This is a genomic window from Aeromicrobium sp. 9AM (assembly GCF_902506105.1).
Classification (GTDB): Bacteria; Actinomycetota; Actinomycetes; order Propionibacteriales; family Nocardioidaceae; genus Aeromicrobium.
The window spans coordinates 775,638-799,119 of sequence record NZ_LR733303.1 but is presented as its reverse complement, the minus strand read 5'-3'; the positions used below and the strand labels follow the sequence as shown (position 1 = coordinate 799,119).

Below are 23,482 nucleotides of genomic sequence, written 5' to 3'. Positions count from 1 at the left end.
CGCGTAAGGTCGCGACGTGGACGAACTCTTCACTCCCCCGTCAGGCACCTGGCAGCGCGTCTCGCCCAAGCTCGCGACGATCCGGCGCATCCTGATCCTGATCCCGGTCAGCGTGATCGCCCTTGCCGGCGTCCTGCTGCTCCTCATGCTCTCCGACCTCCGGTGGATCGGCGCACTGCTGATCGCGCTCGCGCTCGTCGGCGCGGTGTGGGGTTGGGCGTGGGCGGGTCGCAACCAGCGCAGCTGGGGCTACACGGAGAACGACGACGACCTGCTCGTGACGAGCGGCGTGATGTTCAAGCGCCTCGTCGCGATCCCCTATGGACGCATGCAGTTCGTCGACGTCGAGGCCGGGCCGCTCGCCCGGGCGTACGGCGTCGCCACCGTCACGCTGCACACCGCGAGCGCCGAGACCGCGGCGGACATACCGGGCCTGCCGGCAGCCGAGGCGACGCGGCTGCGCAACCGCTTGACGGAGCTCGGCGAGGCCCATGGTGCCGGTGTCTGACGTCCAGCCGGAGGCCGTCGGCGTCCGTACGCATCCACTGACGTCGGTCGTCCAGGGCGCACTGTGGGCCGCCGCAGCGTCGTTCGGCCTGATCAGCTCGATCTTCACCGGCGACGGCTGGGGCGACATGAGCGCGGTGCTCAGCCTGGTGATTTCCCTCGGCGGTGGGCTCGTCGTCGGGATGCTGGTCGGCTACTTGAGCTGGCGTTTCACCCGCTACGTCATCGACGGCACCGAGCTGCGCATCAACAGCGGCATCGTCACCAAGGCGTCACGCCGCATCCCGTACGAACGCATCCAGTCCGTCGACATCGCCGAGCCACTCGTCGCCCGCGTCTTCGGCCTCGCCGAGCTGCGGATCGAGATGGCCGGCGGCAAGGACTCGCGTACGTCGTTGCGCTTCCTCGCCCTCGCCGATGCGCGCGACCTGCGCCGGGTGCTGCTGGCGCGAGCACACGGTGAGACGCACGAGGGCGAAGCGGTCGAGGAGCAGCGCACGATCATCACGGTGGTGCCGCCCGAGCGCGTCATGATCGGCACGGTGCTCTCGCTGGACTTCCTCTTCGCTGCCATCGGCTCGATCGTGCTGATCGTCGGCGCGATCTGGTTCGGCGAGTTCGTCGTCGCGCTTGGCGGCATCATCCCGCTCGGCACGTGGCTCGCGCAGATCATCGCGAAGCGGATCCTGCAGCAGTGGGACTTCACCCTGTCCCGCGGTCAAGGTGGTCTGCGCATCGAGCGTGGGCTGCTGTCGCGTACGTCCCAGACCATCCCGTTCTCGCGGGTCCAAGGCATCGCGATCAAGGAGCCGTTCGTGTGGCGCAGGTTCGGCTGGCTGCGGCTCGAGGTCGACATCGCCGGCTATGCCGCGCACGGTGACGACGAAGGGGTCGACTCGTCGTCGATCCTGCTGCCGATCTCCGACCGGATCCTGGCCGATGCCGTGATCGCCGAGCTCATCCCGGGATCGGCCGTCGACGACGTGCCGCAGACCGCGGCGCCCAAGCGTTCGCGCATGTTCGCCCCGATCGGCTGGCGCTATCGATGGGTCGGCGCCAACGAGCGTACGTTCGTGGCCCGCGAGGGCTGGATCGAGCGCACGACCAGCATCGTCCCGCACCACAAGACGCAGTCCGTCGAGCTGCGGCAGGGACCACTGCAGCGCCGCCGACGACTCGCGACGATCGAGGTGCACACGCCACAGGGCCCCGTCGATGCCGACGGCCGCAACCTCGACGAGCGCGACGCCCGAGCGATCGTGCTGGCCCAGCTCGACCGCGCTCGCGCAGCTCGGGCCTAACGCACCGAGATTTGGATCGCGATGCACCACGCGAACAGCTTCGGTGGTGCATCTGACTCCAAATCTCGGGGAGACTCAGCCGCCTGAGGTGCCGTCCTCGGCGTCGGGATCCATCGGCACGACGATGTCTCGCGAGTCGAGCCAGCCGTCAGGCACCGACACCTTCTTGGGCGTGCCCTGCCTGCCGCGGGGCGTGCCGAGCTCGTGGAGCGGGTAGGACTCCGTCGGGTCGAGCCGGCCGAGGAGGTCGTCGAGGTCGGCGTACGACGACACCATGCCGAGCCGGCTGCGTACGTCCTTGCCGGCAGCAAATCCCTTGAGGTACCAAGCAATGTGCTTGCGGAACTCGATGCAGCCGCGCTCCTCGCCCATCAGGTCGCCGAGCAGCTCGGCGTGCCGGCGCATGACCCCGGCGACCTCGCCCAGCGTCGGCAGCTCCACGACCTGCTCGCCGGCGAACGCCGCGGCGAGGTCACGGAACAGCCAGGGACGGCCGAGGCAGCCACGCCCCACCACGACACCGTCGCAACCGGTCTCCTCGACCATGCGGATCGCGTCGGCGGCCTCCCAGATGTCACCGTTGCCGAGCACGGGGATGTCGACCGCAGCCTTGAGCTCGGCGATCGACTGCCAGTCGGCGCGGCCCGAGTAGTGCTGCACCGCGGTACGCCCGTGCAGCGCGATCGCGGCGCACCCGGTGTCCTGCGCGATGCGACCGGCATCGAGGTAGGTCAGGTGGTCGTCGTCGATGCCCTTTCGGGTCTTCATCGTGACCGGCACGCCGTACGGGCTCGCGGCCTTCACCGAGGCTGTGAGGATCTCGCCGAGGAGGGTGTCCTTCCAGGGCAGTGCGGCTCCCCCGCCCTTGCGCGTCACCTTGGGGACCGGGCAGCCGAAGTTGAGGTCGACGTGGTCGACGCCGTGGTCGGCGCACAGGATCTCGACGGCCCGGCCGATCGTGTGCGGGTCGATGCCGTAGAGCTGCACCGATCGGAAGGTCTCGTTGGCGGCGAAGGTGAGCATCGCGAGGCTCGTCTTGTCGCCCTCGACGATGCCTCGAGAGGTGATCATCTCGCAGACGTACAGGCCGGCGCCCTGCTCGGCGCACAGCTGACGGAACGCCGCATTCGTCACACCCGCCATGGGCGCGAGCACGACCGGGTTGGGGACCTCGAGGTCCCCGAGCCGGAGCGTGCGCGGCAGCGTGGCGGTGGACATGCCACCCATTGTCTCAGGCCTCCTCCTAACCCCGAAGCGGTGACTTAGGGCCCACCTGCGCCGACCTCTTGGGCCCTAAGTCACCGCCCCTCGATCTGCTTGGGCGCTAGGTCACCGCCCGACGGGTCAGTGCGGGAGGAGCCAGCCGTTGTCGACGGCGACGCGTACGGCTTCGGCGCGCGTACGGGCGCCGGTCTTGCCGATCGCGCTGGACAGGTGGTTGCGCACCGTGCCCTCGGACAGGAACAGCGTCTTGGCGATCACGGCGACCGTGCCACCGCTCCGTGCGGCCTGCAGCACGTCAGCCTCACGCTCGGTCAACGGCGAGTCGCCCTGGGTCAGCGACTCGGCGGCGAGTGTCGGGTCGACGACCCGCAGTCCGCTGTGCACCCTGCGGACCGCGTCGGCGAGCTGCCTGGCCGGGGTGTCCTTGACGACGAATCCACTCGCGCCCGCCGACATCGCCTGCTTGAGGTAGCCCGGCCGCCCGAACGTCGTCACCATCAGGACGCGGCACGTCGGCACGGCATCCCGCAGCAGGCGTGCTGCCGCGAGACCGTCGATGCCGGGCATCTCGACATCGAGCAGCGCGACATCAGGTGTGCTCTCGCGAGCCGCGTCGACGACCTCGTCGCCGCGGGACACCTCGGCCACGACCTCGAGGTCGTCCTCGAGCTGGAGCAACGCTGCGAGGGCACCGCGCACGAGTGCCTGGTCGTCGGCCAGCAGCAGGCGGATCATGCCGGCACCGTCACCGTCAACGAGAAGCCGCGTTCACCAGGGCCGGCGCTGGTCGTCACAGTCGCCCCGGCGAGCCGGGCACGCTGTCGCAACCCCTCGAGACCGTTGCCGCTGCCGTCGTCGGGGCAGGGTCCGCGACCGTCGTCGGTCACGCGGATGCGATCGGCGTCGAGCTCGACCTCGCACGTCGACGCCTCGCTGTGCCGGATGACGTTGGTGACGCCCTCGCGCAATGTCCAGGCGAACAGCTCGCGCCACCTCGACGGCACCTCGTCGGCAACGGTCGGCAGCAGCGGCTCGATCCCGGCCGACTCCAGCGCCATGCGTGCGGACGCGATCTCACCCGGCAACGAGATGCCGCGGATGCCCTGGGCGGTCGAACGTACGTCGGCCAGTGCGTCGCGGGAGAGCCGCTGCAGGTCCTCGAGCTCCGCCTTCGCGCGTACGGGATCGTCGTCGAACAGCCGCTCGGCGAGCTCGGCCTTGACCGAGATGACCGTCAGGGAGTGGCCCAGGATGTCGTGCAGGTCTCGGGCGATGCGGGCGCGCTCCTCCTCGACGGCCAGCTCGGAAAGATCGCGCTCGGCCGCCATGAGCTTGGCCTGGCGCTGCCAGGCGAGGCGGAACGACCACACAGCCGCTGCGGCCAGGAGCACCGCGAAGTTGTTGCCGTGCGCCGACCAGCCGTCGACCCAGAAGCCGGCCGCGGTGATCGCCGCGAACGTCACGACGACCACCCCGCCCGCCTGCCACTTGGGCAGGATCGCCACAGCCAAGGCCGAGATGAACACCAGGCACGTCATCGACTGGTCGCCGGCGCCGGGAATCGTGACGGCGAAGCAGGCCAGCAGCACCGAGACGTACGTCCAGGCGGCGAGGTACCTGCGCTCGATGTGGAACCGCGGGATCTGGCCCAGACCGTAGAGGTAGACCGGGACGAACACGACCAGAGCGACGACACCGCTGTAGCGCTCGAGCTGGTTGTCGTTCCGGAACAGGGCCCCCAACGGGTTGCCGAGGAAGAACAGCCAGATACCGGCCCCCAGGAGGCGCCCGAAGCGGGCGCGGTCCTGGGGGTCGGTGTCGTGTGTGGCCACGGGGCCAAGGCTAGTCATCAGACTCGCTTCGTGTCCTTGCTCATCCGCCACGCCGCACCGCCGACGAAGATCGCGACCCAGGCCAGGACGTTGACGACGGCGAGAGCGACGTTGCCGTCGTGCTCCATCGGCCAGCGGGCGATGACACCGACGCCGTACGCGGGGGTGAACTTGGCGATGTCGGCGAAGACGTCGCTCATCTGGTTGAGCGGCACGAACAACCCGCCGGCGAAGGACAGCAGCGCCAATGAAGGACCGAGCAGCTGCATGACGTTCTCGCTCGGCAGCAGGTAGCCCATGAACAGCCCGAACGCCGCGAACACCAGCGTGCACAGCCAGCCGAGCACGCCGCACAGCAAGAGCCTTCCGAACGGCAGCTCGGCGCCTGAGAGGTCACCGACGATGAACACGGCGACGATCGCCGCCAGGCCCATCGTCATCGCGACCGCGACCTTGACCGCGACGTACGCCACCGGCTGCAACGGGGTCAGCCGCAGCTGACGACTCCAGCCGAGAGCGCGCTCCGTCGCGACCATCGCGCCGCCGCTGGTCGTCGCGATCATCGCTCCGTACACAGCCATGCTGACCATCACGTACGCGGTGACGTTGCCGTGGCCCGCCGACTCGGTCTTGTACTTGCCGTCGGTGCCGAACAGCAGGAAGAACGCGCTCGGCATGATCAAGGTGAAGATCACCGACCGGCGGTTGCGCAGCATGCGGCGGAACTCCAGGCGCAGGAACGCCGGTGAGAAGCCGCCGAGCGGCGGGATCGTACGCGTGGTTGCCATGGTGGTCATGCGAGTGCTCCTTCGGGGGTCCGGACCTCGGCGCCGTCGCCGGTCAGGGCGATGAAGGCGTCTTCGAGGTTGCGCGACGTGATCTCCAGGTCGCGCGCTGTGGTGTGGTTGAGCAGGTAGCGCGCGATCGCGTCGCTGTCGGATCCGTGGACCAGGACCGAGTCACCGCGTACGTCGACCGAGTCGACGCCAGCGACCTTCGCCAACGCGTCGGTGTCGGCTCCCTCGAGGGTCGCCCTGACCGTACGCCCGGCGGCCAGCGCCTTGATCTCGGCAGCCGTGCCGTCCGCGACGATCTTGCCCTTGCGGACCAGGACGATGCGGTCGGCGTAGGCGTCGGCCTCCTCGAGGTAGTGCGTCGCGAACACGGTCGTACGACCGCCAGCGGCGTCCGAACGGATCGCGTTCCAGAACTCACGGCGCCCCTGCACGTCCATGCCGGTCGTGGGCTCGTCGAGTATCAGCAGGTCGGGGTCGGACAGCAGCGCGAGCGCGAATCGCAGCCGCTGCTGCTGGCCTCCTGACGCCTTGCCGACCATGCGGTCCGCGACGTCGAGGATGCCGGCGCGGTCGAGCACCTCGTCGACCGGCCGGGACGGCCTGAACAGCGAGGCGGTGAGCTCGACGGTCTCGCGAATCGTGAAGTCCTTGAGCAGGCCGCCGGTCTGCATCACGGCGGCGACCCGGCCCAGGGCCACGGCCTTGCGTGCGTCGCCGCCGAAGATCTGGACCGAACCCTCGGTCGGGGTGGACAGGCCCAGGATCATGTCGACCGTCGTGGTCTTGCCGGCGCCGTTGGGGCCGAGGAAGGCCACGACCTCGCCGGGCTGGATCTGCAGGCTCAGGCCGTCAACCGCAGTGACCGCGCCGAACCTCTTGACGACGCCGTCGATGCTGACGGCAGGAATGGAAGAGTTCATGCCTTCACTGTCTGCGGTTTCGAGGCCTCGACCCTCGACCTTCGGTCACGAGTCCCCCATGACAGGTGTCATGCGATTCGGTGGTTCGGCCTCCCGGCGTTCGCGCCTTCACCTCACGGCGCCAGGCGCTCACCAGCGCTCACGGGTCAGTTATCGCCCATCGACAAGCGTCGCAACGTCGTCGTCTCGCGCCGCGTCGCCGGCTCGTCGACGGGCCATAACGGACCCCTGAGCTCGGCGCCCTCCCGCAGCAGGCTCAACACCTCACCGCGATGGCACCAGCAAGCCTGCATCCCTCACCGCGTCCTTCCGCAGCGAGTCCAGCACGGTCCTATGGCGTCCAGGTGATGGCGTCCTTGGCTGAACCGGTCTGCAGGTCGACCGATTGCAGGGCCTTGCCCTTGGGGACCAGGTAGACGAGGCAGAGCTTGGCAGTGGAGCCGGGCAGGAAGGTCTTGGGCAGCGTCGGGCGGGGGCACGGGTTGAACGTGCCGACGATCTGGTTGGCCGGCAGGTTGGTGTTGCTGGAGTCGTGCGCGTAGATCGGGAGCGCCGCACCACCGAGCCCCGCGGGGCCCTCGTTCTTGACCGTGATGTCGACGTAGAACGGGCTCGATGCCTTGCTCTCGTCGTCGAGGGAGAAGAACGCGAAGTCTCGCTTGATCGAGCCTTTGCGCACCGACGACACGGTCACCGTGATCGCGCTGGCCGCCTTGTCGCCGACCTGGTAGATCACGCTCGCCGGCTTGTCCTCGGTCAGCGTCGTGCCGCCCTTGGTCAGCGTGACCCCAGCAGGCAGGTCGAAGCCCTTGGGCACCGGCACGGCGTCGGACTTCTTGTCACCGCCGTCCGACGACCCCGAGCAGCCTGCGACGAGCAGGACTGACGCAACGGCAGCAACGATCTTGGTTGGCGACACGTGCCGATTGTCGCTCACCAGCGGATCAGCAACCGGGCAGGCGCGCCGCGAGCCACGAGGTGACCTGGTCCAGCGCGATGCGCTCCTGCGTCATCGAGTCGCGCTCACGAATCGTGACGGCCTGGTCGTCGAGCGTCTCGAAGTCGACCGTGATGCAGTACGGCGTACCGATCTCGTCCTGCCGGCGATAGCGCTTGCCGATGGCCTGCGCATCGTCGAAGTCGACGTTCCAGAAGCCACGGAGCTCGGCCGCGAGGGCCCGCGCCTTGGGCGAGAGATCCTCGTTGCGGGACAGCGGCAGCACCGCGGCCTTGACCGGCGCGAGGCGCTTGTCGAGCTTCAGCACGGCGCGCTTGTCGGTGCCCCCCTTGGCGTTGGGCACATCCTCCTCGACGTAAGCGTCGATCAGGAACGCCATCATCGAACGGTTGACGCCCGCTGCGGGCTCGATGACGTACGGCGTCCAGCGCTCGTTGTTGGGCTGGTCGAAGTACTGCAGGTCCTTGCCCGAGTGCTCGCTGTGCGTCTTGAGGTCGAAGTCGGTGCGGTTGGCGATGCCCTCGAGCTCGCCCCAGGTCGAACCGGCGAACTCGAAGCGGTACTCGATGTCGACCGTGCGCTTGGAGTAGTGCGAGAGCTTCTCCTGCGCGTGCTCGTAGAGGCGCAGGTTGTCAGGATCGATGCCGAGCCCTACGTACCAATCAAATCGTTCCTTGATCCAGTACTCGTGGAAGTCCTCATCGGTCCCAGGGGCTACGAAATATTCCATCTCCATCTGCTCGAACTCGCGGGTGCGGAAGATGAAGTTGCCCGGCGTGATCTCGTTGCGGAAGCTCTTGCCGATCTGGCCGATGCCGAACGGCGGCTTCTTGCGCGACGTAGTCATGACCTGCGCGAAGTTGATGAAGATGCCCTGTGCCGTCTCGGGACGCAGGTAGTGCAGCCCCTCCTCGGACTCGACCGGGCCGAGGTACGTCTTGAGGAGCCCGTTGAACATGCGGGGCTCGGTCCACTCTCCGCGCGTGCCGCAGTTGGCGCACACGATGAGGTCCATGCCGACCTCGTCGGGATCGGCGAGGCCCTTCTTCTCGGCGTACGCCTCCTGCAGGTGGTCCTGGCGGTAGCGCTTGTGGCAGTTGCGGCACTCGACCAACGGGTCGACGAACGCCGACAGGTGGCCCGAGGCCTTCCAGACGTCGGTCGGCAGGATGACCGACGAGTCGAGACCGACGACGTCGTCACGGCCCTGCACCATCGAGCGCCACCACTGGCGCTTGATGTTGTCCTTGAGCTCGACACCGAGCGGGCCGTAGTCCCAGGCGGACTTGGTGCCGCCGTAGATCTCCCCGCACTGGTAGACGAAGCCGCGGCGCTTGCTGAGACTGATGACGTTGTCGACGGTCGATGCCATGGGGAGGTGTTTCCAATCCGGCTGGGTGTCGGCGGGCCTGTGCAGTCATCGTGATGACGTACGCCCGAGGGTTCGACCCACTTTAGTCGGCCGGGAAATCACGCCCAGCGGCGGGCGCTGCTGAGGCATTCCCCGCTTTTCTTGCCGGAATCCCTTGACCCCGACTTTGTTAGTACGCTTTATTAACTATGTGACCCAGATCAATGAGGCCCGAACGCGCAGCACTGCCGGCCGTCGACCCGTCGGCAAGGTACGCCCCGCCGACACCCGGCGGCATCACCGCGCGCTGATCCTCCAGCAGCTCGTCGACGACGGCGCGCGGAGCCGTGCCGACCTCGCCCGCGAGACGTCCCTGACGCGGGTCACGATCTCCGACCTGGTGGCCGAGCTCATCGACGAAGGGTTCATCAGTGAGCTGGGCACCAGGCCCGGCACCCACATGGGCAAGCCCGCAACGCTGGTCGGGCTCTCGGGGGACGCCCCCGTCACGATCGCGCTCGACCTGTCCGCCGACGGCCAGCTGTCCGGCGGTGTGGTCGACCTCGACGGCAACATCCTGGCTCGCGAGCAGGTCCCCTTCGTCCGCGGCGACGACCTCTCGGTGATCGCCGATCTCGCGATCCGCCTGCGCGACGCGACGAGCCGCCGGATCCTCGGCGTCGGCATCGGCACGCCGGGCATCGTGGACGGCGACGGCACCGTCGTCCTGGCACCCAACCTGGGCTGGACCGACCTCGACCTCACCGGCGAGCTCTCCACCCGCATCGGCCTTCCCGTGCACGCAGGAAACGACGCCAACGTCGCAGCGGTCGCCGAGAGCGCGTTCGGCGCGGGTGACGACGGCGGACTGCTGCTGCTCACGATCGGCCAGGGCGTCGGCGGCGGCGTCATGATCGACGGCCGCGCGCTCTCGGGTCCCCTGCAGTCGGCCGGCGAGATCGGCCACGTCGTGGTCGACCCCGAGGGTCGCCAGTGCGCGTGCGGCAACCGCGGGTGCCTCGAGACGTTCCTCGCCGCACCTGCCCTGCGCCAGCTCGACAGCGACGCCGCGCGGGCCGACGTCGGCACCCGGCTCGCCTCGGTGCTGACCCCGGTCGTCACGACCCTCGGGATCGCCGACGTGGTGCTCTACGGTCCCGCCGAGCTGCTCGAGGGCCCGCTCCTCGACGCCGTACGCAGCGCGCTCGCCCACCAGACCCTTCCTTTCGTCGCCCAGCGCGTCCAGATCCGCCTGGCCCCGCTCGCCGACGAGCTCGTGCTCACGGGCGCGGCCGCGCTCGTGCGCTACCGCGAGCTAGGGGTGGTGTGACCTGCACCCACAGTCCGGCCCAACTCCACGACGTACGACCAGGAACGACCCGAAAGAGGACAACTCATGAAGTTCACCAAGATCGCGGCAGCGACGGCGGCAACAGCCCTCGCCCTGACCGCACTCGCCGCCTGTGGTGGCAGCAGTGACGGCGACAAGGCAGAGGGCGGCTCGGACACCGTGACCCTGTGGCTCGCCGGCAAGGAGGACACCCCCAAGAAGGTGGAGGACTGGCTCGTCAAGGAGTTCGCCGCGCAGCACAAGGGCAAGAACCTCAAGGTGCAGCACATCGACTGGGGTGAGCTCATCCCCCGCCTCAACACCGCTCTCCAGAGCGACAAGACGCCCGACGTCGTCGAGGTCGGCAACACCCAGGCCGCGACGTTCACGAGCGTCGGCGCGTTCACCGACCTGACCGACAAGCTCGAAGACCTCGGCAGCAACATCGGTCCCAAGAGCTTCGTCGAGGCCGGCACGTACGACGGCAAGGTCTCCGCAGTCCCCTACTACTGGGGCTCGCGCTACATCTTCTACAGCAAGAAGGCGTTCAAGGACGCCGGCATCGAGGTGCCGACGACGCTCGAGGGCTTCAACAAGGCCGCGACCCAGCTCAAGTCCGAGGGCAACTCGAAGTTCTCCGGCTTCTGGCTCCCGGGGCAGGACTGGCGCAACGGCATCAGCTGGATCTTCGCCAACGGCGGTGACATCGCCAAGCAGGAGGACGGCAAGTGGGTCGCCACCCTGTCGTCGCCCGAGAGCATCAAGGGCCTGACCGAGCTGCAGGGTCTGTACGAGAAGGCGACCACAGCACCCAAGGACGGCAAGGACGCCGAGCCCTGGACCGCCTACAACAACGGCGAGGCCGCGATGTTCATGGCGCCGAGCTGGGCGCGGTGGAGTGTCGACGAGAAGCTGGCCAAGGACCTCGGCGGCTTCCCGCTCCCGGGTGTCGACGGCGGCGCCGCTCCGGTGTTCGCCGGCGGCTCCAACCTGGGCATCTCGGCGAAGTCCAAGAACCAGGACCTCTCGTTCGACCTGCTCAAGCTGATCTACAGCGACGAGTTCCAGGAGCAGCTGGCCAAGAACGGCCTCGGCCCGGCCAACGACTCGTTCACCGGCCTGATGGGCGACGACGAGTTCGCCAAGGCTGCCGTCGCAGCGGCGAGCAACTCCAAGCTGACCCCGGCATCGCCGGAGTGGGCATCGGTCGAGAGCGCCAGCGTCATGGAGGAGTTCTTCGGCAAGATCGCCAGTGGCGATGACGTCGCCTCGGCGGCCAAGGCCACCGACGACAAGCTCAACGCAGCACTCAACAAGTAGGACATGGTTTCGAGGCTCCGCTCGCAGAGCTCGCTTCGCACCTCAACCAGCGGTGGTTGAGGTGCGGAGGCCGCCCGCGGCCGGTGGGGGCACCCCCACGAGCTCTGCGAGTAGGGGGACTCGAAACCACGTCACGACGATGATCAGGAAGGGAGGGACCGCATGAGCAGCACACGTCTGAGGCGCAAGGCCGGACCGTACGCCCTGCTGGTCCCGGCCATCCTCGTGCTGGTCGTCGGCATGGCCTACCCCCTGGGCCGGCAGCTCGTCCTGTCGTTCCACGAGTTCGGTCGCGCCCAGCAGTTCGGCCAGCCCGCCCCGTGGGTCGGCCTCGACAACTATCGCGAGCTCGTCACCGACCGCACGATGTGGACCGTCATCGCCCGGTCCCTGGCGTTCTGCCTCGTCAACGCCTCGATCACGATGGTCGTCGGCATCCTCGTGGCACTCCTCATGAAGCGGGTGGCGACGGCGCCCCGGCTGATCCTGCAGGTCAGCATGCTGCTGGCCTGGGCCATGCCGGTCATTGCCGCGATGACGGCCTGGCAGTGGCTGTTCGACACCCGCTACGGCCTGGTCAACTGGTCGCTGCGCAAGCTCGGCTTCGCCAGCTTCGACGGCCACAACTGGCTCATCGACCCGCTCTCGTTCTTCTTCGTCGCGAGCGTCATCATCATCTGGATGAGCGTGCCGTTCGTCGCCTTCACGGCGTACGCGGCGCTGACGCAGGTCTCGGACGAGACGATCGAGGCGAGCCACCTCGACGGAGCGACCGCGATCCAGCGGTTCCGCCACATCGTCTACCCCACGATCAAGCCCGTGCTCACGATCGTCATGCTGCTGCAGCTCGTGTGGGACCTGCGCGTGTTCGCGCAGATCAACTTCCTGCAGAACGTCGGCGGCACCCCGAGCGAGACGCACCTGCTGGGCACCTACATCTACTCGATCGGCATTGGCCAGAACGACTACGGCTCCGCGTCCGCGATGGCCATGTTCGTCCTGGTGCTGACGCTCGCGCTGACCTTCCGCTACGTGCGGTCCCTGCTCAAGGAGGAACCCCGATGAACGCCCGAGCCCGCCTGTGGGGCGCCGTCGCGATCGTCCTCGCGCTCATCTGGGCGTTCCCGGTCTACTGGATCGCCAACAGCGCGTTCCAGCCCGTTAAGGCGCTCCGCTCCCCCAACCCGTCGTTCCTGCCCGACTTCAGCGCGTCCGGCTTCGGCCGGGTGTTCGACGAGTCGTTCGTCGACTCGCTCAAGCTGAGCCTGACCGTGACCCTGCTGGCGATCGTCGCCGCGGTGCTCTGCGGGTTCGTCGCCGCGGTCGCGATCTCCAGGTTCAGGTTCCGCGGCCGGCGCTCGTTCATCTTCACGGTGCTCGCGATCCAGATGATCCCGCCCGAGGCCCTGTTCATCTCCCAGTACAAGATGCTCAACGACTGGGGCCTGCTCAACAGCGTCGTGGGCCTCGGCCTGCTCTACACCGCGCTCATCCTGCCGTTCACGGTGTGGATCCTGCGCGGGTTCGTCGACGGCATCCCGATCGACCTGGAGGAGGCCGCGATGACGGACGGCTGCAGCCGTACGCGCGCGTTCTTCACGATCACGTTCCCGCTGCTGGCCCCCGGCCTCGTCGCGAGCAGCGTCTACGGCTTCCTGCAGGCCTGGAACGAGTACACCCTCGCGGTCGTCGTGATGGACCCGTCCAACCGCACCCTGCCGCTGTGGCTCAAGGGCCTGACCGACGTCTCCAACGAGGCAGTCGACTGGCCCGCCGTGATGGCCGGCGCCACGCTCGTCGCGGCACCCGTCATCATCTTGTTCATGATCGTGCAGAACCGGATGACCTCGGGCATGGTCGGCGGGGCGGTCAAGGGATGAGCCAGCTGCGAAGGCTCGCGTACGGTGTGATGCTCGGCGCGTTCGCCGGTCCGGAGGTGCCCGACTGGCTGCCCACGGCGTACGCCGAGGGTCTCGCCGGGATCTGCCTCTATGGCAACAACATGGCACCGTCGTCGGACCTCGCCGACCTCGCTCGCGCTGTGCGGCGGGTCGACCCGACCGCGGTGCTCGCGCTCGACGAGGAGGGCGGCGACGTCACGCGCCTGCACGCCCGCGAGGGCAGCCCCTACCCCGGCAATGCCGCCCTCGGCGCGTACGACGACGTCGACACCACGCACGTGATCGCCGCCGGGATCGGCGCCGAGCTGGCACGGGCCGGGGTGTGGCTCGACCTCGCCCCGAGCGCCGACATCAACAGCAACCCCGCCAATCCCGTGATCGGCACGCGGAGCTTCGGCGCCGATCCGGCACTCGTCGCCCGGCACACCGTCGCGTACGTCGAAGGGCTCGCCTCGCAGGGCGTCGCGGCATCGGTCAAGCACTTCCCCGGTCACGGCGACACCAGCGCCGACTCGCACCTGGGCCTCCCCCGCGTCAGCGCCTCGGCCGAGTTGCTCCGCTCCCGCGAGCTCGTACCGTTCGCCGCGGTGGTCGACACCGCCGCCACCGTCATGACGTCGCACGTGCTGCTGGAGGCGTTCGACGACCACGAACCCGCGACGCTCAGTCGCGCCGTGCTGACCGGGCTGCTGCGTGACGAGCTCTGCTTCGGTGGCGTGATCGTCACCGACGCGCTCGACATGGCCGGAGCGAGCGCCGTGCACGGCATCGGAGGTGCGGCGGTGCTCGCGCTCGCCGCCGGGGCCGACCTGCTGTGCCTCGGTCCTGAGCAGACCGACTCGCCGCGCGCCATCGAGGAAGCCGTCGAGGCGGTGTGCCGGGCGGTCGATGCCGGCGAGCTGCCGCTGAGCCGGCTCGCCGAAGCGGCGAAGCGCGTCGACGTCCTTCGCGAGACGTGGAGCAGCATCACCGTGCCGGACGACTCCGAGGAGGTCGTCACCGCGGCCCGCAAGGCGGCCGAACAGGTCGCCGCAGGCCTGGTCGCCGGCGCGCCCCGCCTCGACGGCCCGGCGACGGTCGTCCGCATCGACACCGGCACCAACCTCGCGGTCGGCGAGACGACGTGGGGCCTACTGGAGCTCGGTGGTGATCTCCTCGACCTGACCGCCGACGACGTCATCCACACCGGCGTGCTCGACGGCGAGGTCGCCGTCGTCGTCCGCCGCGCCACCGCAGTCCCGGAGGTCTGGGACTGGATCCGGCAGCAGCTCGCCACCAATCCACGTACCGTCCTGGTGGAGCTCGGCTGGCCCGATCCGGCGCTCGACGCGTACGACCGTGTGGTGCGTACGTACGGGTCGGCCACCGTGCTCACCGATGCACTGGCCATGACGATGCGGGGAGAGCGATGAAGATCCGGCTCGGCCTCGACATCGGCGGCACGACGGTTCACGGCATCGCCGTCACTGCGCACGAGCCGCACGACATCGTCACGGAGGCCACGCACCCGACCCGCAAGGGCGCGGACGGCGTCGTGGCCGTCGCGCTCGACATGGTGACGGCGTTGCGGTCAGCGCTGCCGGCCGACGCCGAGATCGTCAGCATCGGGCTCGGCGTGCCCGGCATCGTCCACGGCGGCGCCGTGACGCATGCGGTCAACCTGGGCCTCGACGGCAACCCCCTCGAGCTCGCGGCCGCCGTCTCCGCCGGGACCGGTGGCACACCGACCACCGTGGAGAACGACGTCAAGGCCGCGACGCTGGGCGGTTTGCAGTGGCTCCGAGAGCACGGATCGGACGTCGACGACCTCGCCCTGCTCAACGTGGGCACCGGGATCGCCGCCGGGCTCCTGCTCGACGGCCGCCTGCGGCACGGATCGCGCGGCATGGCCGGAGAGATCGGGCATCTCGTGCACGACCCGACCGGGCCATTGTGCCCGTGCGGGCGCCGAGGCTGCCTCGAGCTGTATGCGTCAGGCAGTGGCGTACGCCGGCAGTGGGCCGGCACCGCGGCCGAGCTGTTCGACGCCGCTGATGCCGGCGACCTCGACGCCGTGCGGATCCGCGACGAGCTGACGTCTGGGATCGCGCAGGCCATCAGCCTGCTGGCCTACAGCGTCGACGTCACCTGCGTCCTGGTGACCGGAGGCGTGGTGTCGGCGACTCCTGCGTTGCGCGACGCCATCCTGCACAAGCTCCGCAGCGACGAGAACACGTCGTTGGGACGCCTCGCCGGCATCGCCGAACGCGTACGGTGGTTGCCGGCCGGACATCCGGCCGGTGCACTGGGCGCCGCACTGTTGGGTGCGGGAGACGAGGAGGCTGGCTCGTGGAGGTCGTGATCGTCCCGGACCCGGACGCGGCAGGGGTTCTCGTCGCCGACATCGTGGTCTCGCACGTACGTCCGGGCGCCGTCCTCGGCCTGGCCACGGGCTCGTCGCCGCTCCCCGCGTACCGGGAGCTGGTGCGCCGCCGCCGTGAGGGCGCGCTCAGCCTGGCCGAGTGCCGGGCGTTCTTGCTCGACGAGTACGTCGGACTCCCCCGTACGCACCCGGAGTCCTACCACTCGGTCATCCGTCGCGAGTTCACCGACGAGGCAGGTCTGGACCGGGTCGACGGCCCCGACGGCGAGGCGCAGGACATCCCCGCGGAGGCGGCTCGCTACGAAGCGGCCATCGCCGATGCAGGCGGGGTCGACGTCCAGCTGCTCGGCATCGGCACCGACGGCCACCTCGGGTTCAACGAGCCCGGCTCGTCCCTGGCGTCGCGCACCCGGGTCAAGACCCTGACACGCCAGACTCGCGAGGACAACGCCCGCTTCTTCGACTCGATGGACGACGTGCCCCGGCACGTCCTGACGCAGGGCCTGGGCACGATCCTCGGCGCCGGGCATCTCGTGCTCATCGCCACCGGGTCTGGCAAGGCCAGTGCGGTCGCGACGGCCGTCGAGGGCCCGGTGTCAGCGTTCTGCCCGGCCTCGATCCTGCAGCTGCACCCCCGGGCCACCGTCGTGATCGACGAGGCCGCAGCGACCGAGCTGCGGCTGGCCGACTACTACCGCGAGGCCTGGGACAACAAGCCCGACTGGCAACGATTCTGAGCCGAAGCTGCTTGGGCGGACTCGGTCCTTGAGCTTGTCGAAAGGACCTTCCGACAAGCTCAAGGACCAGAGGCGTCAGCTCAGGCGCTGGCCCGAGTCAGTGGCGAAGACGTGGACCGCGGACACGTCGTCCGGAGCGAGGAAGATCGTCTCGCCCTTGGCCGGCGGCTTGCGCCAGTCGGCCCGGGCCACGATGGTGCGCTCGGAGCCACCGACGTTCGCACGCCCATAGACGTACGCGTCGGCGCCGAGCTCCTCGACGACGTCTACCTCGAGCTTGAGGCCGCTGTCGCTGACGACGAGGTTCTCCGGCCGGATGCCCAGCGTCACGCTGGCCGCATCAGCGGTCGCGAGGGTGTCGCGGGCGACCGGCACGACGAGGTCACCGAAGCTCACCCCGCCGTCGACGACCGGCAGCTCCATCAGGTTCATGCTCGGTGAGCCCATGAAGCCGGCGACGAACAGGTTGGCCGGGCGGTCGTACATCTCGCGCGGCGCGGCGCACTGCTGCAGGACGCCGTCCTTGAGCACCGCCACGCGGTCACCCATCGTCATGGCCTCGACCTGGTCGTGCGTGACGTAGACCGTCGTCGTGCCGAGCCGGCGCTGCAGCTGGGCGATCTGCGTGCGGGTCTGGACGCGCAACTTGGCGTCGAGGTTGGACAGCGGCTCGTCCATCAGGAAGACGCGGGGCGAGCGCACGATGGCGCGGCCCATGGCGACGCGCTGCCGCTGACCACCCGACAGGGCCTTGGGCTTGCGGCCGAGGTAGTCGGTGATGTCGAGCATCGCGGCCGCCTCGGCGACGCGCTTGCTGATGTCCGACTTGTTGGCGCCGGCGATCTTGAGCGCGAAGCCCATGTTCTCGGCGACCGTCATGTGCGGGTAGAGCGCGTAGTTCTGGAAGACCATCGCGATGTCGCGGGCCTTGGGCGGCAGATCGGTGACGTCCTGGTCACCGATGAGCAGGCGACCTTCGTCGACTTCCTCGAGGCCCGCCAACATGCGCAGGGAGGTGGACTTGCCGCAGCCGGAGGGGCCGACCAGGACGAGGAACTCACCGTCCTCGACGTGGAGGTCGAGCTCATTGACCGCTGGGCGGTCCTGACCCGCGAAGACGCGAGTGGCTTTTTCGAACGTTACTGAAGACATGCTGATGTTTCCCTTCACCGGCAGGTACGTGCCGGACGATCCGAGTGATGGGTGAATTACGTGGTGCCCGGACAGCATACCGTGACCCACGTCACGCCGGGTCTCCCCGTCGTCAGTTGACAATGATTCCCAACTACTTGAGAATCGTTCTCATGAAGAAGCCCCTCGCCCTGCTCGGCGCGCTGCCCCTCGTCCTCCTCCTTGCCGCGTGTGGCAGCTCCGCGAAGGGCAACGACGGCACGACCAGCGTGGTCGCGTCGTTCTACCCGTTCGCGTACGTCGCCGAGCAGGTCGGGGGCACCCATGTGGACGTCGCCAACCTGACGTCGCCGGGCGTCGAGCCGCACGACCTGGAGCTCAAGCCCAAGCAGGTCGGCGCCGTCCAGGGTGCCGATCTCGTGATCTACGAGAAGCACTTCCAGGCCGCCGTCGACGACGCCGTGAAGCAGGCCGACCGCTCCCCGAAGGACACGGTCGACGTCGCCTCCGTCATCAAGCTCAAGCCGCTCCAGGCCGGCGCCGAGGAGGAGGGTCACGGTCACGACCACGATGACATCGATCCGCACACGTGGCTGGACCCGGAGAACATGGTCGCCGTGACCAGGGCAGTCGAGGCCAAGCTGTCGGCCGTCGACCCCGATCACGCGTCCGACTACGCCGCCAATGCCTCGAAGCTGGTCTCCGACCTGCAGACGCTCGGCACGGACTTCGCCACCGGGCTCAAGACCTGCAAGACGCGCACGATCGTCACGAGCCATGCTGCGTTCCAGTACCTCGCGGCCCGCTACGACCTGACCCAGGTGCCGATCGCCGGCATCGACCCCTCCAACGAGCCGTCGCCGGCACAGCTCGCCGACATCACGGACCTCGTCCGCAAGGAGAAGATCACCACGATCTTCACCGAAGAGCTGGTCAGCCCGGCGATCGCCGACACGATCGCCAAGGAGACCGGCGCGACGACCGCTACGCTCGATCCCATCGAGGGGCTGTCCGACGCGACCAAGGACCAGACCTACCTGACGCTCATGCGCAAGAACCTCGAGACCCTGAGGAAGGCGAACTCCTGTTCATGAGCACTGACAGCACGCAGCCGCTGAAGGCACGCGGCGTGAGCGTGGCACTCGATGGTCGGCCCGTCCTGCGACAGGTCGACCTCGACGTGTCCGCCGGCGAGTTCGTGGCCCTGCTGGGCGCCAACGGTTCAGGCAAGTCGACGTTCGTCCGCGCGGCCACCGGCCTGGTCCCGATGAGCAACGGCACGGTCGAGCTGTTCGGCACGCCGCTCGACCGCTTCCACGACCGGCACCGCCTCGGGTATGTCCCGCAGCGCTCACGTGCCGTCGCTGGCGTGCCCGCGACCGTCCATGAGGTCGTGATGAGCGGCCGGCTCGCCCACCGCCGGCTCTTCGGTTGGAGCACCAAAGCCGACGCCGCAGCGGTCGACGCCGCGATCTCGCGAGTGGGACTGCCGGACCGTCATCGCTCGTCGCTCAGCGAGCTCTCGGGTGGCCAGCAACAGCGGGTGCTGATCGCCCGCGCCCTCGCCTCGCAGGCAGAGCTGCTGATCATGGATGAGCCGACGGCCGGGGTGGACCATGACAACCAGGAGTCCCTCGCCGAGCTGCTCGGTGGTCTCGTGCACGAGGGCACGTCGGTGCTGCTCGTCGCCCACGAGCTCGGCCCCCTGCGCCCACTGATCGATCGCGCCATCGTGCTGCATGCGGGCGAGGTCGCGTACGAGGGTCCGTGCGAGGGCCTCGTCGGGGAGGACCACGCCCACGTCCACGCGCACACGGGACAGCCGCCCATCCCCGAGGGGCTCACGGGCGAAGGGGTCTGGAGGTGAGGGACGTGAGCGGAGCTTGCGAAGCGAACCGACAGGCACTCATGCCGTCGCCGCGCTACCGTGCCCTTTTCTGCGAGGCGGCGGCATGACCGAGATGCTGAGCTACGAATTCATGCAACGAGCGTTGATCGCTGCGGTGTTCACGGGCCTCGCGGCTCCCGCGATCGGCACGTTCCTCGTGCAGCGCCGCCTCGCCCTGCTCGGTGACGGCATCGGTCACGTGGCACTGACCGGCGTCGCGCTGGGCCTGCTCACCGGCATCGCGCCGGTGCTGACCGCTGTCGCTGTCGCGATCGTCGGCGCCGTGGTGATCGAGCTGCTGCGCATGTTCGGTCGCACGAGCGGCGACGTGGCCCTCGCGATCCTGTTCTACGGCGGGCTCTCCGGCGGCGTCCTGCTGACGAACCTCGCCGGCGAGAGCGCGGCTTCTCTCAACACCTACCTGTTCGGCTCGATCACGACGGTGTCGGACGGCGACCTCAAGATCGTCGCGATCCTCGCGGTGCTCGTCATCAGCCTCGCCGTCGGTCTCTCGCCGCAGCTGTTCGCGGTGTGCCAGGACGAGGAGCACGCGCGGGTCAGCGGCGTCCCCGTACGCGTCTACAGCATCCTCATCGCCGTGCTCGCGGCCGTGACGATCACCGTCGCGATGCGCACCGTGGGGTTGCTGCTGGTCTCGGCACTGATGGTCGTACCCGTCGCCGCGTCGCAGCAGCTGACCCGCAGCTTCCGTACGACACATGCTGCGGCGATGGCGATCGGCCTGGTCGCGGCTCTCGGCGGCGTCGTGTCGAGCTATGAGATCAACACCCAGCCCGGGCCGACGATCGTCATGCTCGCCCTTGCCGTGTTCGCCGTGGCCGCCTTGTTCGGCGCAGCCACGAGGCGGGTCCGGAGTCGGCGCCACCCAGTAGATTTCGGACGAGGAGACATCTGATGGTCGAAGCACCCCGCAACACCCGCCAGCGCCGCGCCGTCGTCGCGATCCTCGAGGACCTCGACGGCTTCGCCAGCGCTCAGGAGATCCACGACATCCTCAAGCAGCGCGGCGAGTCCGTCGGCCTGTCGACGGTCTACCGCAGCCTGCAGGTGCTCGCCGACGCGGCCGAGGTCGACGCGTTGCGCAACGACGACGGCGAGGTGCTCTACCGCCAGTGCAGCGCCGGGCACCACCACCATCTCGTGTGCCGGTCCTGCGGACGTACGGTCGAGGTCGAGGGGCCGACCGTTGAGCGCTGGGCCGACAAGATCGCCGAGGAGAACGGCTTCCAGGACGTCGCGCACACGCTGGAGATCTTCGGCACGTGCAACACCTGCGTGGCCGCCCGCGCCTGACTCAGCGGATCAGCGGGACGAAACGATAGGTCCCGTGCCTGCTGATCCTCGGCACGCCGGCCGGGTCGACGACCACACGCGTCATCGAGCCCGCCACCGGGATGACCAGGATCCCGCCCGGCGCGACCTGCTCCACGAGCTCGTACGGAAGGCTGTCGCTCATCGCCGAGACCAGGATCCGGTCGTAGGGTGCGTTCTCAGGTCGGCCGAGCGTGCCGTGCTCGGCGGCCTCGATGCGCGTCCAGCGCATGTCCTCACCCGCGAGGTTGTCCCGTCCCCGCTCGACGAGCTCGGGCACGATCTCACACCCGATGACGCAGCCATCCGGCCCGACCAGGTGCCCCAACAGGGCCGTCGTCCAGCCGGTGCCCGAGCCGACGTCCAGCACCCGCATGCTCGGCTGCACGTCGAGCAGCTGCAACATGTCTGCGACGGTCGATGGCTGGGAACAGGTCTGCCCGTGCCCGACCTCGAGCGCCTGGTCGAGGTCGGCAGAACGGTGCTGCTCCGGCGGCAGGAAGTGCTCGCGCGGCACGGCGCGCATCGCCTCGTCCACCGACGTCCTCATCTGATGAAGGTACTTCTACGCTGGGGTCATGGGCCTGCGTTGCGTGACCGGTGATGCGCTGACAGCGCAGGACGTCTACGACATCTGGAAGATCCGCGACGCCGTCTTCGCCGTCGAGCAGCAGGTCGAGGAGGAGGACGTCGACGGCCGCGACCTGCAGCCCACGACGACCCACCTGTGGTTCGCGGATGCCGACGGTCCGACGAGCTATCTGCGGGTCTACGTCGGTGACGACGGCGTACGCCACATCGGCCGCGTGTGCACCCGCAAGGACCAACGCGGCCGCGGGCTGTCCGGTCAGCTCATGGCCGAGGTGTCGCGCCTCTGGGGTGACGGCGAGCTGCAGCTCAACGCCCAGTCGTACCTCGAGCGCTGGTACGAGATCTTCGGCTACGTGCGCTCCGGCGACGACTACTACGAGGCCGGCATCCTGCACACACCTATGTCGAGGACTGGCCGCTGACGACCGAAGCGGCTTTCTGGATCGCCGACTCGAGACGCGACTCCAGCGAACGCTCGTACGTCAGCACGGCTGAGCTGGCCGCGATGTACTCCGACCGCGCGTTGATCAGGGTGCTCCGGCCCGCATCGAGCTCGGCCGCAGCCTTCTTGCCGTCCGTGATGATGCCGTTGAGGGCCGCATCCACCTTGCGCGCGACCGACTCGCGACCCTTGGGGACCGGGACCTTGTCGAACTTCGCCATGACCTTCTTGAAACCCGGCACCAGCTTGTTGCGGAACACCGAGCCGTTGTAGAAGTACTTGCCCTTGCCGACGTAGTCGTTGATCTGCACCTTGAGCGCGGTCTTCGCAGCCTTGACGAAGGGCTGGCCGACGACCGCCTCGTCGAGCACCTTCGCGACGTCGTCGTAGGGCTCCTTGAGGGTCTTCTGGGACTTGACCGCCGCCCGGTACGACTTGGAGTGCGTCTTGCCCCACTCGGGCGCGTCGCCGAGCTCGGGGGTCTTGACGACGGCCTTGTCGAACGCGACCTTGATCTGCTGGGCGTCATCGAGCTGCCGGGTGTTGAGCGCCTGCTCGACCGACGAGCGGTAGTCCGCGACCTTCTTGTTGAAGGCCGTGGCGACACGTGCCGCCTCGGCGACGTCGTCCTGGCGGTGCTGGTTGCGCACGACGAAGAACGCCGTCGTCCCGATCACCGCCACGACCAGCAGGCTGGCGGCGACGATGCTGGCGATGATGACGTTGCGTTTCCCCCGGGAGTCCATGCGGCAACGCTATCGAAGACCGGTTGTCTACGCGTCGGCGGTCACGCCCGCGACGGCTTCGGCGATGTCGCCCTTGACCTGGGTGGCATAGTCGCTCACCGCGTCGGCCACCGCCTGGAACTCCTCGCGATAGCTGAACGAGAAGTTCTGCCGGTTCTCGATCCGTTCGGCGAGCAGCGTCGCCTGGTCGATGACGTACTGCGCGGCATCGTGCACCTTCTTCGCCAGCTCCGCCTTGCCCTTCGGCACCGGAGCACGGTCGAACTCGTCGCGCGCCCGCACGAACGCCGGGATGAGCTCGGCCCTGACCCTCGCGCTGGTCGTGATGAACCCGTAGCCGACGTAGTCGGTCGCCCGGAGCTCCAGCACCTTGCGCGCCGCCTCGATGAACGCCAACGCATCGTCGGCCTCGCGAAGCGTCGCGCTGAGCCGTCTGAAGGGCCGGAGCACGGTCGCCTCGGTCTGCGCGGCCTCGGCGTACGACGTGGAGTGCTCGCGACCGTACGCCGGCGCGTCGCCGAGGTGCGGCGGCCGGGCGATCGCCCGATCGACGACCTTGCTCAGCGCTCCCGGGTCTCCGGCGTCGGCCGCCTCCACCTTGGCGATCACCGAGGAGCGGAACTTCGCGACGTTGGCGAGGTAGTCCTGCGCGACCGTCTCGGCCTCCGACACCTGCGCCGACTGTCGCTGGTCCTGCACGACGACCAGGGCACCGATGGCGATCGCGATCACGACCGTCAGGACGACCGGCAGGGCAACCACGAGCCGGCGCGTGGGCACGTTCACCCCCACACCGTCCCAGCGCCGGGAGA

Annotated in this window: 25 protein-coding genes; 14 read left to right on the top strand and 11 right to left on the bottom strand. The window is 68.7% G+C overall.

The genetic code is table 11. From position 1 onward, the window contains the following. Positions 1-16 precede the first annotated feature (16 nt). Both BOSE46_RS03980 and BOSE46_RS03975 read left to right on the top strand, forming a co-directional pair. A complete protein-coding gene (locus BOSE46_RS03980) occupies positions 17-508 on the top strand; it encodes a PH domain-containing protein (RefSeq protein ID WP_201299514.1) in 492 nt (163 codons plus the stop codon). Next, complete coding sequence (locus tag BOSE46_RS03975) at positions 501-1,808, top strand: PH domain-containing protein (RefSeq protein ID WP_236551609.1); 1,308 nt, start codon at positions 501-503, stop codon at positions 1,806-1,808. The genes BOSE46_RS03980 and BOSE46_RS03975 overlap by 8 nt, the downstream gene beginning before the upstream one ends. Positions 1,809-1,883: 75 nt before the next feature. Here BOSE46_RS03975 and dusB read toward each other — a convergent pair whose 3' ends face one another. The 7 genes from dusB to BOSE46_RS03940 all read right to left on the bottom strand — a co-directional run bounded on the left by dusB (position 1,884) and on the right by BOSE46_RS03940 (position 8,911). Next, positions 1,884-3,035 (bottom strand): tRNA dihydrouridine synthase DusB, encoded by a 1,152-nt coding sequence (dusB, locus tag BOSE46_RS03970; protein ID WP_159538463.1) that lies wholly within the window; start codon positions 3,033-3,035, stop codon positions 1,884-1,886. 117 nt (positions 3,036-3,152) lie between these two features. Beyond that, positions 3,153-3,767, bottom strand: a complete 615-nt coding sequence (locus tag BOSE46_RS03965; RefSeq protein ID WP_159538461.1) for a response regulator transcription factor — start codon at positions 3,765-3,767, stop codon at positions 3,153-3,155. Further along, positions 3,764-4,864, bottom strand: a complete 1,101-nt coding sequence (locus BOSE46_RS03960) for a sensor histidine kinase (protein ID WP_201299513.1) — start codon at positions 4,862-4,864, stop codon at positions 3,764-3,766. The genes BOSE46_RS03965 and BOSE46_RS03960 overlap by 4 nt, the downstream gene beginning before the upstream one ends. A gap of 17 nt (positions 4,865-4,881) precedes the next feature. Further along, entirely contained in the window at positions 4,882-5,661 is a 780-nt protein-coding gene (locus tag BOSE46_RS03955; RefSeq protein ID WP_159538457.1) for an ABC transporter permease, read from the bottom strand. Continuing rightward, positions 5,658-6,581, bottom strand: a complete 924-nt coding sequence (locus tag BOSE46_RS03950) for an ABC transporter ATP-binding protein (RefSeq protein ID WP_159538455.1) — start codon at positions 6,579-6,581, stop codon at positions 5,658-5,660. The genes BOSE46_RS03955 and BOSE46_RS03950 overlap by 4 nt, the downstream gene beginning before the upstream one ends. Positions 6,582-6,912: 331 nt before the next feature. After that, positions 6,913-7,500, bottom strand: a complete 588-nt coding sequence (locus BOSE46_RS03945) for a hypothetical protein (protein WP_159538453.1) — start codon at positions 7,498-7,500, stop codon at positions 6,913-6,915. Between the two features lie 25 nt (positions 7,501-7,525). Beyond that, positions 7,526-8,911, bottom strand: coding sequence for a glycine--tRNA ligase (locus BOSE46_RS03940; protein ID WP_159538451.1), 1,386 nt, complete (start codon positions 8,909-8,911; stop codon positions 7,526-7,528). A gap of 190 nt (positions 8,912-9,101) precedes the next feature. Between BOSE46_RS03940 and BOSE46_RS03935 the strand changes: the two genes are divergently transcribed. The 7 genes from BOSE46_RS03935 to nagB all read left to right on the top strand — a co-directional run bounded on the left by BOSE46_RS03935 (position 9,102) and on the right by nagB (position 16,540). Continuing rightward, positions 9,102-10,220, top strand: a complete 1,119-nt coding sequence (locus tag BOSE46_RS03935; RefSeq protein ID WP_236551607.1) for an ROK family transcriptional regulator — start codon at positions 9,102-9,104, stop codon at positions 10,218-10,220. 66 nt (positions 10,221-10,286) lie between these two features. Next, positions 10,287-11,540, top strand: a complete 1,254-nt coding sequence (locus BOSE46_RS03930; RefSeq protein ID WP_159538449.1) for an extracellular solute-binding protein — start codon at positions 10,287-10,289, stop codon at positions 11,538-11,540. Between the two features lie 162 nt (positions 11,541-11,702). Continuing rightward, entirely contained in the window at positions 11,703-12,605 is a 903-nt protein-coding gene (locus tag BOSE46_RS03925; RefSeq protein WP_159538447.1) for a carbohydrate ABC transporter permease, read from the top strand. Further along, entirely contained in the window at positions 12,602-13,420 is an 819-nt protein-coding gene (locus BOSE46_RS03920; protein ID WP_159538445.1) for a carbohydrate ABC transporter permease, read from the top strand. Before BOSE46_RS03925 ends, BOSE46_RS03920 begins: the two co-directional genes overlap by 4 nt. Further along, on the top strand, positions 13,417-14,853 hold the full coding sequence (locus BOSE46_RS03915) for a glycoside hydrolase family 3 N-terminal domain-containing protein (protein WP_159538443.1): 1,437 nt from the start codon (positions 13,417-13,419) through the stop codon (positions 14,851-14,853). Before BOSE46_RS03920 ends, BOSE46_RS03915 begins: the two co-directional genes overlap by 4 nt. Then, a complete protein-coding gene (locus BOSE46_RS03910) occupies positions 14,850-15,782 on the top strand; it encodes an ROK family protein (protein ID WP_159538441.1) in 933 nt (310 codons plus the stop codon). The genes BOSE46_RS03915 and BOSE46_RS03910 overlap by 4 nt, the downstream gene beginning before the upstream one ends. Continuing rightward, positions 15,770-16,540, top strand: coding sequence for a glucosamine-6-phosphate deaminase (gene nagB, locus BOSE46_RS03905; protein ID WP_159538439.1), 771 nt, complete (start codon positions 15,770-15,772; stop codon positions 16,538-16,540). The genes BOSE46_RS03910 and nagB overlap by 13 nt, the downstream gene beginning before the upstream one ends. 75 nt (positions 16,541-16,615) lie before the next feature. Here nagB and BOSE46_RS03900 read toward each other — a convergent pair whose 3' ends face one another. Beyond that, on the bottom strand, positions 16,616-17,692 hold the full coding sequence (locus BOSE46_RS03900) for an ABC transporter ATP-binding protein (RefSeq protein WP_159538437.1): 1,077 nt from the start codon (positions 17,690-17,692) through the stop codon (positions 16,616-16,618). Positions 17,693-17,844: 152 nt separating this feature from the next. On the opposite strand from BOSE46_RS03900, the gene BOSE46_RS03895 reads away from it, so the two are divergent. The 4 genes from BOSE46_RS03895 to BOSE46_RS03880 all read left to right on the top strand — a co-directional run bounded on the left by BOSE46_RS03895 (position 17,845) and on the right by BOSE46_RS03880 (position 20,873). After that, a complete protein-coding gene (locus tag BOSE46_RS03895) occupies positions 17,845-18,765 on the top strand; it encodes a metal ABC transporter substrate-binding protein (RefSeq protein ID WP_159538435.1) in 921 nt (306 codons plus the stop codon). Further along, positions 18,762-19,538, top strand: coding sequence for a metal ABC transporter ATP-binding protein (locus BOSE46_RS03890; protein ID WP_159538434.1), 777 nt, complete (start codon positions 18,762-18,764; stop codon positions 19,536-19,538). The genes BOSE46_RS03895 and BOSE46_RS03890 overlap by 4 nt, the downstream gene beginning before the upstream one ends. Positions 19,539-19,623: 85 nt before the next feature. Continuing rightward, complete coding sequence (locus BOSE46_RS03885; protein WP_159538432.1) at positions 19,624-20,475, top strand: metal ABC transporter permease; 852 nt, start codon at positions 19,624-19,626, stop codon at positions 20,473-20,475. Beyond that, entirely contained in the window at positions 20,475-20,873 is a 399-nt protein-coding gene (locus BOSE46_RS03880) for a Fur family transcriptional regulator (protein ID WP_159538430.1), read from the top strand. Before BOSE46_RS03885 ends, BOSE46_RS03880 begins: the two co-directional genes overlap by 1 nt. Position 20,874: 1 nt before the next feature. On the opposite strand, the gene BOSE46_RS03875 is transcribed toward BOSE46_RS03880, so the two are convergent. Beyond that, positions 20,875-21,441 (bottom strand): protein-L-isoaspartate O-methyltransferase, encoded by a 567-nt coding sequence (locus BOSE46_RS03875; RefSeq protein WP_159538428.1) that lies wholly within the window; start codon positions 21,439-21,441, stop codon positions 20,875-20,877. 28 nt (positions 21,442-21,469) lie between these two features. Here BOSE46_RS03875 and BOSE46_RS03870 point away from each other — a divergent pair, with 28 nt between their 5' ends. Beyond that, positions 21,470-21,904 carry a GNAT family N-acetyltransferase gene (locus tag BOSE46_RS03870; protein ID WP_159538426.1) on the top strand — a complete coding sequence of 145 codons (435 nt, stop codon included), beginning with the start codon at positions 21,470-21,472 and terminating at the stop codon, positions 21,902-21,904. Here BOSE46_RS03870 and BOSE46_RS03865 read toward each other — a convergent pair. Then, positions 21,882-22,670: a transmembrane domain-containing protein gene (locus tag BOSE46_RS03865; protein WP_159538424.1), complete on the bottom strand. Its 789-nt coding sequence runs from the start codon at positions 22,668-22,670 to the stop codon at positions 21,882-21,884. The genes BOSE46_RS03870 and BOSE46_RS03865 overlap by 23 nt on opposite strands. 27 nt (positions 22,671-22,697) lie before the next feature. After that, entirely contained in the window at positions 22,698-23,456 is a 759-nt protein-coding gene (locus BOSE46_RS03860; protein WP_159538422.1) for a hypothetical protein, read from the bottom strand. Positions 23,457-23,482: the final 26 nt, after the last annotated feature.

Excerpts from the sequence above, each read along its gene's own strand:
- dusB (WP_159538463.1), bottom strand. The coding sequence starts at position 3,035 with ATGGGTGGCATGTCCACCGCCACGCTGCCGCGCACGCTCCGGCTCGGG.
- BOSE46_RS03965 (WP_159538461.1), bottom strand. The coding sequence starts at position 3,767 with ATGATCCGCCTGCTGCTGGCCGACGACCAGGCACTCGTGCGCGGTGCC.
- BOSE46_RS03955 (WP_159538457.1), bottom strand. The coding sequence starts at position 5,661 with ATGACCACCATGGCAACCACGCGTACGATCCCGCCGCTCGGCGGCTTC.
- BOSE46_RS03950 (WP_159538455.1), bottom strand. The coding sequence starts at position 6,581 with ATGAACTCTTCCATTCCTGCCGTCAGCATCGACGGCGTCGTCAAGAGG.
- BOSE46_RS03940 (WP_159538451.1), bottom strand. The coding sequence starts at position 8,911 with ATGGCATCGACCGTCGACAACGTCATCAGTCTCAGCAAGCGCCGCGGC.
- BOSE46_RS03930 (WP_159538449.1), top strand. The coding sequence starts at position 10,287 with ATGAAGTTCACCAAGATCGCGGCAGCGACGGCGGCAACAGCCCTCGCC.
- BOSE46_RS03925 (WP_159538447.1), top strand. The coding sequence starts at position 11,703 with ATGAGCAGCACACGTCTGAGGCGCAAGGCCGGACCGTACGCCCTGCTG.
- BOSE46_RS03920 (WP_159538445.1), top strand. The coding sequence starts at position 12,602 with ATGAACGCCCGAGCCCGCCTGTGGGGCGCCGTCGCGATCGTCCTCGCG.
- BOSE46_RS03915 (WP_159538443.1), top strand. The coding sequence starts at position 13,417 with ATGAGCCAGCTGCGAAGGCTCGCGTACGGTGTGATGCTCGGCGCGTTC.
- BOSE46_RS03910 (WP_159538441.1), top strand. The coding sequence starts at position 14,850 with ATGAAGATCCGGCTCGGCCTCGACATCGGCGGCACGACGGTTCACGGC.
- BOSE46_RS03900 (WP_159538437.1), bottom strand. The coding sequence starts at position 17,692 with ATGTCTTCAGTAACGTTCGAAAAAGCCACTCGCGTCTTCGCGGGTCAG.
- BOSE46_RS03895 (WP_159538435.1), top strand. The coding sequence starts at position 17,845 with ATGAAGAAGCCCCTCGCCCTGCTCGGCGCGCTGCCCCTCGTCCTCCTC.
- BOSE46_RS03890 (WP_159538434.1), top strand. The coding sequence starts at position 18,762 with ATGAGCACTGACAGCACGCAGCCGCTGAAGGCACGCGGCGTGAGCGTG.
- BOSE46_RS03885 (WP_159538432.1), top strand. The coding sequence starts at position 19,624 with ATGACCGAGATGCTGAGCTACGAATTCATGCAACGAGCGTTGATCGCT.
- BOSE46_RS03880 (WP_159538430.1), top strand. The coding sequence starts at position 20,475 with ATGGTCGAAGCACCCCGCAACACCCGCCAGCGCCGCGCCGTCGTCGCG.
- BOSE46_RS03875 (WP_159538428.1), bottom strand. The coding sequence starts at position 21,441 with ATGAGGACGTCGGTGGACGAGGCGATGCGCGCCGTGCCGCGCGAGCAC.
- BOSE46_RS03870 (WP_159538426.1), top strand. The coding sequence starts at position 21,470 with ATGGGCCTGCGTTGCGTGACCGGTGATGCGCTGACAGCGCAGGACGTC.
- BOSE46_RS03865 (WP_159538424.1), bottom strand. The coding sequence starts at position 22,670 with ATGGACTCCCGGGGGAAACGCAACGTCATCATCGCCAGCATCGTCGCC.